The 7,441-nt window shown below is 75.3% G+C and carries 7 protein-coding genes and 1 pseudogene; 3 read left to right on the forward strand and 5 right to left on the reverse strand.

Features of this window, described 5'->3' with window-relative positions; all coding sequences use genetic code 11:
- Nucleotides 1-167: 167 nt before the first annotated feature.
- The gene (locus tag HUX53_RS05525) at nucleotides 168-602 is read left to right on the forward strand and encodes a CBS domain-containing protein (RefSeq protein ID WP_176402091.1); all 435 of its coding nucleotides are present in this window, start codon (nucleotides 168-170) and stop codon (nucleotides 600-602) included.
- 9 nt (nucleotides 603-611) lie between these two features.
- On the opposite strand, the gene HUX53_RS05530 is transcribed toward HUX53_RS05525, so the two are convergent.
- Nucleotides 612-2,078: a PLP-dependent aminotransferase family protein gene (locus tag HUX53_RS05530; protein WP_176402092.1), complete on the reverse strand. Its 1,467-nt coding sequence runs from the start codon at nucleotides 2,076-2,078 to the stop codon at nucleotides 612-614.
- 95 nt (nucleotides 2,079-2,173) lie between these two features.
- Between HUX53_RS05530 and HUX53_RS05535 the strand changes: the two genes are divergently transcribed.
- Complete coding sequence (locus tag HUX53_RS05535) at nucleotides 2,174-2,803, forward strand: YitT family protein (protein ID WP_176402093.1); 630 nt, start codon at nucleotides 2,174-2,176, stop codon at nucleotides 2,801-2,803.
- A gap of 73 nt (nucleotides 2,804-2,876) precedes the next feature.
- On the opposite strand, the gene HUX53_RS05540 is transcribed toward HUX53_RS05535, so the two are convergent.
- The 4 genes from HUX53_RS05540 to HUX53_RS05555 form a co-directional block, all read right to left on the reverse strand.
- The gene (locus tag HUX53_RS05540; protein WP_176402094.1) at nucleotides 2,877-4,004 is read right to left on the reverse strand and encodes a glycerate kinase; all 1,128 of its coding nucleotides are present in this window, start codon (nucleotides 4,002-4,004) and stop codon (nucleotides 2,877-2,879) included.
- A 98-nt stretch (nucleotides 4,005-4,102) separates the two neighbouring features.
- Nucleotides 4,103-4,993 (reverse strand): hypothetical protein, encoded by an 891-nt coding sequence (locus tag HUX53_RS05545; protein ID WP_176402095.1) that lies wholly within the window; start codon nucleotides 4,991-4,993, stop codon nucleotides 4,103-4,105.
- Nucleotides 4,990-6,072 carry an LD-carboxypeptidase gene (locus HUX53_RS05550; RefSeq protein ID WP_255204957.1) on the reverse strand — a complete coding sequence of 361 codons (1,083 nt, stop codon included), beginning with the start codon at nucleotides 6,070-6,072 and terminating at the stop codon, nucleotides 4,990-4,992. The genes HUX53_RS05545 and HUX53_RS05550 overlap by 4 nt, the downstream gene beginning before the upstream one ends.
- Nucleotides 6,073-6,174: 102 nt before the next feature.
- A complete protein-coding gene (locus HUX53_RS05555; RefSeq protein WP_176402096.1) occupies nucleotides 6,175-6,942 on the reverse strand; it encodes a Sir2 family NAD-dependent protein deacetylase in 768 nt (255 codons plus the stop codon).
- Between the two features lie 135 nt (nucleotides 6,943-7,077).
- Here HUX53_RS05555 and HUX53_RS05560 point away from each other — a divergent pair.
- A pseudogene (locus tag HUX53_RS05560) lies at nucleotides 7,078-7,441 on the forward strand (sulfotransferase); the annotation flags it as partial.

Below are 7,441 nucleotides of genomic sequence, written 5' to 3' on the forward strand. Positions count from 1 at the left end.
GGGCCCGCCGGCCGCGTCCTCACGCCCGCGCTCGGCGCGCTCGGCCGGCTGCTGGCTCCGTAGCCGGTTTTGGCCCGCACGGGGTTTTCCTGCGCGCCGGAACATGCGACCTTGGCAGGAACCAGCCGGGCGGCATCGGCCCGGCGACCGGCACCGGAGCGTGAGGCATGCGGATTCGCGACATCCTGCGGCGGAAGGGAGACACGGTGGCCACGGTGGGGCCCGATGCCACCGTGCGGCAGCTGCTCGCCGTCCTGGCCGAGCACAACATCGGGGCGGTGGTCGTCTCGCCCGACGGCACGTCGATCTCCGGCATCGTGTCCGAGCGGGACGTGGTGCGGCGGCTGCACGACCGCGGCGCGGGGCTGCTCGACCGGCCCGTCTCCGACATCATGACCGCGGAGGTCCGCAGCTGCGGCCCCGGCGACCAGGTGGAGGACCTGCGGCGCACCATGACCGAGCACCGGTTCCGGCACGTGCCCGTCGTCGAGGACGGCCGGCTCACCGGGATCGTCAGCATCGGCGACGTCGTCAAGAGCGCCATCGACGAGCTGGAGAGCGAGCGCGAGCACCTCGTCGGCTACATCCAGGGCGCGCCCTAGCCCCCCGGGTCAGACGTAGGCGGGCAGCGGGCGGGCGGCCGGGGCGGCCTGGACCTCCCGGTAGGCCAGGGCGAGGCGCTCGGCGGCCGTCCGCAGCGTGTCCGGCGGCAGCACGTACGGCAGCCGGACGTAGTCCTCCAGGACGCCGTCCGCGCCGAACACCGGCCCGGCGACGACCCGGACGCCGAGCCGCTCGGCCGTCTCGGCGAGCGCCGTCGCGACAGGCGCGCCGATCCGCGCCCACAGCGACATGCCGCCGGCGGGCGGCCGGAACTCCCAGCCGGGCAGCAGCTCGCGCAGCGCCCCGGCGAGCGCGTCCCGGGCGCGCAGCAGGGTCTCGGCCCGCTCGGCGCGGACCTCCTCGACCCGCAGCAGCAGCTCCCGGACGATCAGCTGGTCGAGCACCGGGCTGGCCATGTCGAACGGCTCGCGGGCCACCACCAGGCGGCGGGCCAGCGGCGCGGTCGTGCGGACCCAGCCGATGCGCAGCCCGCCCCACAGCAGCTTGGACGCCGACCCGACCGTGACGACCCGCCCGCCGGTGTCGTAGGCGGCGAGCGGCGCCTCGCGCGGCGCGTCCGGGTCGTGCGCCAGCTCGGCGAACGTCTCGTCGGTGACGAGGAACGCGTCGGCGCGGCGGGCGGCGTCCACGAGCGCGGCCCGGTCGTCCGCCCCCATCAGGTATCCGGTCGGGTTCTGGAAGTCGGGGATCGTGTAGGCCATCCGGACGGCGGCCTGCCGCATGGCGCCCGCGATGAGCTCGATGTCCCAGCCCTCGTTGACGCCGACGGGGACGAGGCGGGCGCCGCGGCGGCGCAGCGCGCCCAGCGCGTGCGGGTAGGTGGGGCGTTCGACCATGACCGCGTCGCCCGCCTCCACCAGCAGCTGCGTCAGCAGCGTGAACGCGTGCTGCGCGCCGGTCGTGACGACGATCTGGTCGGCGCGGGTCGGGACGCCGCGCGCCGCGTACCCGTCCGCGATGACCTGCCGCAGGCACGCCAGCCCGGCCGGCTCGTAGCCGGGCCCGGAGCTGTAGCGGGGCAGCTCGTCGACGGCGGCGGCGACGGCCTCCTCGAAGATCGCCGGGGCTGCGGGGGTGGCGCAGCCGAGGTCGATGAAGGACGCGTCGTCCGGCGCCGGGTAGGCCTTGCCGAACCGGCCGCCGGGCGGCGCGGTGCGCCGCTCGGCCGACGACATCCGCACCGGCGGCAGCGCCGTCCAGCTGCCCGCGCCCTGCCGGCTCTCGATGTAGCCCTCCTCGCGCAGCCGGTCGTAGGCGGTCGTCACCGTGGTGCGGCTGACGCCGAGGGCGGCGGCCAGGTCCCGTTCGGCGGGCAGCCGGGTGCGCAGCGCGAGCCGCCCGTCCAGGACGAGGCCGCGCACCGACCGGGCCAGCGCGGCGTACACCGGGCGCTCCGCCGACACGTCGCCCAGTAGCCGGGCCAGGTGCGGGCCGCTCACGTAACGGGTGCTCATACAAGCCACTTTCGCACAATTGGCCCTATAAAGACCAGTCCACTTCACGCCAATCTGGTCCAGAAGATGGCCACTGATGGCGCAAGGAGCGGATAATGGCCTTGATGGCACGGCGACTCGTGCAGCTTTACGTCGGATTGGCCTTGTACGGTTTCGGGATCGCGCTCCAGGTGTCGTCCGGCCTCGGGAACGATCCGTGGGACGTCTTCCACCAGGGCCTGTCCCGGCGCTTCGGCCTGTCCATCGGCGCGTGGATCATCATCGCGGGCGCCGTCGTGATGCTCGCGTGGATCCCGCTGCGGCAGCGGCCCGGGATCGGGACGATCAGCAACGTGCTGCTCATCGGCGTGTTCGCCGACCTGTTCCTGTGGCTGCTGCCCGAGCCCGACGCCCTCGCGGCGCGCTCGGCGTACCTCGTCGTCGCGGTCCTCGTGGGCGGTGTCGCGACCGGCTGCTACATCGGCGCGGGCCTCGGACCCGGCCCTCGCGACGGGCTGATGACCGGCATCGCCGCGCGCGGCCACTCGGTCCGCGTCGTCCGGACCGGGATCGAGTTGACCGTGCTCGCCGCCGGCTGGCTGCTCGGCGGCACGGTCGGCATTGGAACGCTCCTATACGCGGTAGCGATCGGCCCGCTGACCCACGTCTTCCTGCCGATCCTGACCATCAAGCCCCCGGCCAAGGAAGCAGCCCCGCAACCGACCCCGGAACCCACGCACGCCTAGCGCCCGTTGACTTGCGGCGTGTTGCCCTTATGGGGCGCCCCATAAGGGCAACACGCCGCAAGTCAACGGAGGGTTAGCGCGCGAAGAGGCGGGTGATTTGTTCCGCTACCGCCGTCAGGAGGGGGGCGGCGTGCGCCTTCAGGTCGTCCAGGGTGCTCGGGCCGTCGGCGAGGCTGAAAGCGGCGGTGAGGCCGAGCGCGTGGAGTTCGTCCAGGGGTCCGGCCACGCCGCCGGCCAGCGCGACACACGGGACGCTGTGGCCCCGCGCGAGCGTCGCGACGGCGGAGACGACCTTGCCGCCGGCGCTCTGCCCGTCCACCCGGCCCTCGCCGGTGATGACGAGGTCGGCGCCGGTGAGCGCGGCCGGGAGCCCGACCGCCTCGGCCACGAGGAGGGCGCCGCCGGACGGTTCCGCGCCGAGCACGCCCACGAGGCCGCCGCACGTGCCGCCGGCCGCGCCCGCACCGGGCAGGTCGTGGACGCGGACGCCGCCGCGCGCGGCCAGCACGTCCGCGAAGACGGTGAGGGCGGCGTCCAGCTCGGCGACCTGGCCGGGCGATGCGCCCTTCTGCGGGCCGAACACGGCGGCGGCGCCGTCCGGCCCGGCGAGCGGGTTGGTGACATCGCAGGCGACCCGGAACCGGGCCGCGCGGACCGCGTCCGGCACCCCGGAGTCGTCGATCGAGGCGAGCCGGGCGAGGGCCGCGCCGCCCGGCGGCAGCTCGTTCCCGGCGGCGTCCAGGAAACGGACGCCCAGAGCCCGCAGCAGCCCGGTGCCGCCGTCGGTGCTGGCGCTGCCGCCGATGCACACGAGGACGTCGCGGGCGCCGCGCCGCACCGCGTCGGCGATCAGCTCGCCGGTGCCGGTGGTGGCGGCGTTCATCGGGTCCGGCGGGACGTCCTCCACCAGCGGCAGCCCCGACGCGGCCGCCAGCTCCACCACCGCGGACCGCCCGTCGCCGGACAGCGCGTAGCGGGCCTTGACCGGGCGGCCCAGCGGGTCGGTGGCGGCGACCTCGACGGCGTCGCCGCCACGGGCGCGCAGGAAGCAGTCCAGGGTGCCCTCGCCGCCGTCCGCCATCGGCACGGCGGCCACCTCGGCGTGCGGCACGGCCCGGCGGACGCCGGCCTCGACGGCGGCGCACACCTCCGCCGCCGACAGGCTCCCCTTGAACGAGTCGGGCGCGACGACGACCCGCATGATCAGCGCTCTGTGCCCATCTGGGGGGCGACCCCCAGACCCCCGAAGGTCGGTGCCCGACGATCCTCGCTCCGCTGGCGCTCCGCTGCGGTCGTCACTCACCGCTCTGCGGCCAGCGTGGCCAGGACGGAGGCGAACTCCTCGGGGAGCACCATCGTGTCGCCCTCGTAGCGGGTCTCCAGGTAGGTCAGCTCACCGGCGCGCCACCAGTACAGGTGCGGGCTGAGCGAGCCGGGGCCCTCCTCGTAGGCGCGGTGGGCCTGCGCCTGGAGCTCGGTCGCCGCCGCCACGGCCGCGCGGTAGCGGGCCCTCGGGTGCCCTTCGGCGATGCGGAGGGGGTGGGCGACGATGAGGCTGCGGTTCGGTGCGATGACCAGTGCCCCGTACGGGCCGATCGGCAGGTACTCCTCCAGCCACGCCAGGTGGGTGACGGCGTAGAACGTCCAGCCGTGCAGGACGGAGACGCGGACGCCGCCGAGGTCCTGCTCGTCCAGCTGCAGGGGGCCGTCGGCGCGTACGTTGGCGCGGCCGAGCATGAACAGCGCGTCGCCGGACACCGGCCAGCCGTTCATCTCCTCGGTCGTGACGGTCCGCACGGTGGTGGGCGTGTCGACGACGACGGCCTCGATCAGGCCGGGCGCGAACGGCCGGGCGGCGAGGACGCCGTTGTCGGCCTCGGCCGGGTAGATGCGGGTGCGCAGCAGGTGCTGGGCGAGGTCGAAGTCGCTGAGGTCGAGGGGCTCCTCGATCGCGGTGACGATCGTGGTGACGTGGTCGGAGACCAGCGCCGGCCAGTCGTTGCGCGGCACGAGGCGGGCGAGCTGCCGCAGGTCGCGCAGGCTGACGTGCAGCCGGTTCGCGCCCTCCAGCAGCATCACCTCGCCGGCGGCGCGGGTGCAGCGGTAGCCGAGGCTCTCGGCGACCAGTACGAGCAGCGAGTCGAGGGTCCCGTCGTCCCAGGCTTCGGGACGGGCATGGCGGCCGCTCATCGCGCACCTCCCGGGGGCGCTTCGAGGGTGAGCGCGCCGGGTTCCGGCACGGCGGGGTGCGGATCTTGCGGGGAAGCCGTCAGCACCGCGGGGGCGCCGAGTTCGAGGGTCAGCTGGCGCGGGCCGTGCCCGGCGGGGACCCCTGCCAGGACCGGGACGCCGAGCGGGCCGAGCCGGGCGGCGAACACCGCGTCCAGTTCGGCGGGGTCGCCGCAGTCGCGCCAGGAGCCGAGCGCCACCCCGGCCGCGCCGTCGAGCCAGCCGGACTGCAGCAGCTGGACGAGCATCCGGTCGATCCGGTAGGGCGCCTCGGTGACGTCCTCCAGGAACACGATGCGGCCGGCGGCGGGCGGCGGGGCGTACGGGGTGCCGAGCAGCGCCACGAGGAGCGAGAGGGTGCCGCCGGTGAGCGGGCCCTCGGCGCGTCCCGGCCGGAGGACGTGCGTGCCGGGAAGGGTGACGGGGCCGCCGAACAGGGCCGCGCGCAGGGTGTCGAGCGTGTCGCCGCCGGGTTCGTCCTCGGCGAGGAGGCCGGCGGGCATGGGACCGAAGGACGTCGTGACTCCCAGGCGCGTTCCAAAAGCGGCGTGCAGTGCGGTGATGTCGCTGGAGCCGTGCAGGATCTTCGGTGTCGCGGACGAGTCCGTCGCGGCCTCCAGGGCGTCCCAGTCGAGGTGGTCGAGGACGCGGGTCGCGCCGTAGCCGCCCCGCGCGCAGACCACCGCGCGGACGTGCGGGTCGCACCAGGCGTCCCGCAGGTCGGCGGCCCGGTCGGCGTCGCTGCCGGCCAGCCGGTGCCAGTCGTCGCGGACGGGTCCCGTGGCGCCCAGGTTGACACGGTCGAAGGCGTGCTTCCCGACCACCGCGTCAAGGCCGAGGTCGCGCAGCGCGGCGCAGCCGGCCTGCAGCCGGGCGGGCTCGGCCGGACCGCTGGGCGCGATCACCGCGACCCGGTCGCCGGGCCGCAACCGCCCGTACCTGCGGGTCTTCCGGGTGAGGCTGCGACCGCCGGGCACGCCGACGGCGGCCGCGGCCGGCGGCCCGTCGGCCGTCTCCGCGCGGGCGCCCCCGCTTTTCAACCCGATCCCTCCTCGCACCGCGACGGATAGAGCTTGTCAGGATCCGGACGCCAGTGGAAGAGGCTCCCGGTCACGACCCGCCAACAGATCATCGCCACCGGGTCACGGCCCCGTGCCGAACGCGAGGCCGGCGAGCCGGGGCAGCGTCTCGCCGATCGGCCGGCGCAGCACCGCGTCGGCCAGCCCATCGTACGGCGTCTCCTCGGCGTTGATGATCACCAGCCGGGCGCCGTGGTCGATCGCCTCCAGGCAGAGGCCGGCGGCGGGCTGCACGGTCAGCGAGGTGCCGACGGCCAGGAACAGGTCGCAGGAGCGGGCGGCGGCGATCGCCGCGTCCAGGACGTCCCGGTCCAGGGCCTGCCCGAAGGAGATCGTCGCGGACTTCTGCACGCCGCCGCAGCCGGCGCACGGCGGGTCGTCCTCGCCGGCGTCGACGCGGGCGAGGACCTCCGGCATGGGGGTGCGCAGGTCGCAGGACAGGCAGACGGCGTCCCGCACGGTGCCGTGGATCTCGATGACCTTGGCGGCGGACGAGCCGGCGCGCTGGTGCAGGCCGTCGATGTTCTGGGTGATCAGGGCGCGCAGCCGCCCGGCCCGCTCCAGTTCGGCGAGCGCGGCGTGCGCGGCGTTGGGCTCGGCGTCCCAGACGGGGTTGTCGCGGCGGGACCGCCAGGCGCGGCGCCGCACCTCGGGGTCGGCGAGGTAGGCGCCGATCGTGGACATCGCCTCCGCCGCCGGGTCCTTCGTCCAGACGCCCTGCGGGCCGCGGAAGTCGGGGATGCCGCTGTCGGTGGAGATCCCGGCGCCGGTCAGCACGGTGATCGCCGCGACCTTGGGCAAAAGCTCGGCGAGCGTCAGGGGAGCGTCCACCCTGACATGGTAGGCGCCGCCGCGGGGTGGACGCGGCGGGCGGCGTCCGTCCCGGTTAACGGATGGGTATCGGGCGGGCCCTTACGCAGGGTCACGGACCGACCGGCCCGCAAAAGGTGACAAACTGTGCCCCGTATGAGGTCGACGCCGCACATCCTGGTGGTCAACGGCACCAAGGTCCGCCGCCCGGTGTTCATCCTGGGGGCTCCGCACTCGGGTGCGGAGCTGCTGTCGCGTGCGGTCAAGCGGTCCCCCAGCTTCCACCTGACCACCGGCCGGCCCGGCGTCCTGCGCGTCACCTACGCGTTCGCGCGGCAGCCCTCGATCGCGACCGAGCGCGGCAAGGGCGCGGCGCGGGTGCTGCGGGACGCCTACGCCGAGGCGTGGCAGGTCTCGGCCCGGGCCTGCGCGCAGTGCCCGGACGAGTGCCGCGAGATGGCCGGGCTGCCGCCGCGCCCGCCCGTCCCGCCCGGCCATCTCGCGGCACTCGTCCGGGCAC

Origin of the sequence: Actinomadura sp. BRA 177, from assembly GCF_013372625.1 — a bacterium.
In the GTDB taxonomy this organism is placed as follows: domain Bacteria; phylum Actinomycetota; class Actinomycetes; order Streptosporangiales; family Streptosporangiaceae; genus Spirillospora.

What these genes read in the sequence shown, in the direction of transcription:
- HUX53_RS05535 (WP_176402093.1), top strand. Translation starts at nt 2,174, where the DNA reads ATGGCCTTGATGGCACGGCGACTCGTGCAGCTTTACGTCGGATTGGCC.
- HUX53_RS05530 (WP_176402092.1), bottom strand. Translation starts at nt 2,078, where the DNA reads ATGAGCACCCGTTACGTGAGCGGCCCGCACCTGGCCCGGCTACTGGGC.
- HUX53_RS05540 (WP_176402094.1), bottom strand. Translation starts at nt 4,004, where the DNA reads ATGCGGGTCGTCGTCGCGCCCGACTCGTTCAAGGGGAGCCTGTCGGCG.
- HUX53_RS05545 (WP_176402095.1), bottom strand. Translation starts at nt 4,993, where the DNA reads ATGAGCGGCCGCCATGCCCGTCCCGAAGCCTGGGACGACGGGACCCTC.
- HUX53_RS05525 (WP_176402091.1), top strand. Translation starts at nt 168, where the DNA reads ATGCGGATTCGCGACATCCTGCGGCGGAAGGGAGACACGGTGGCCACG.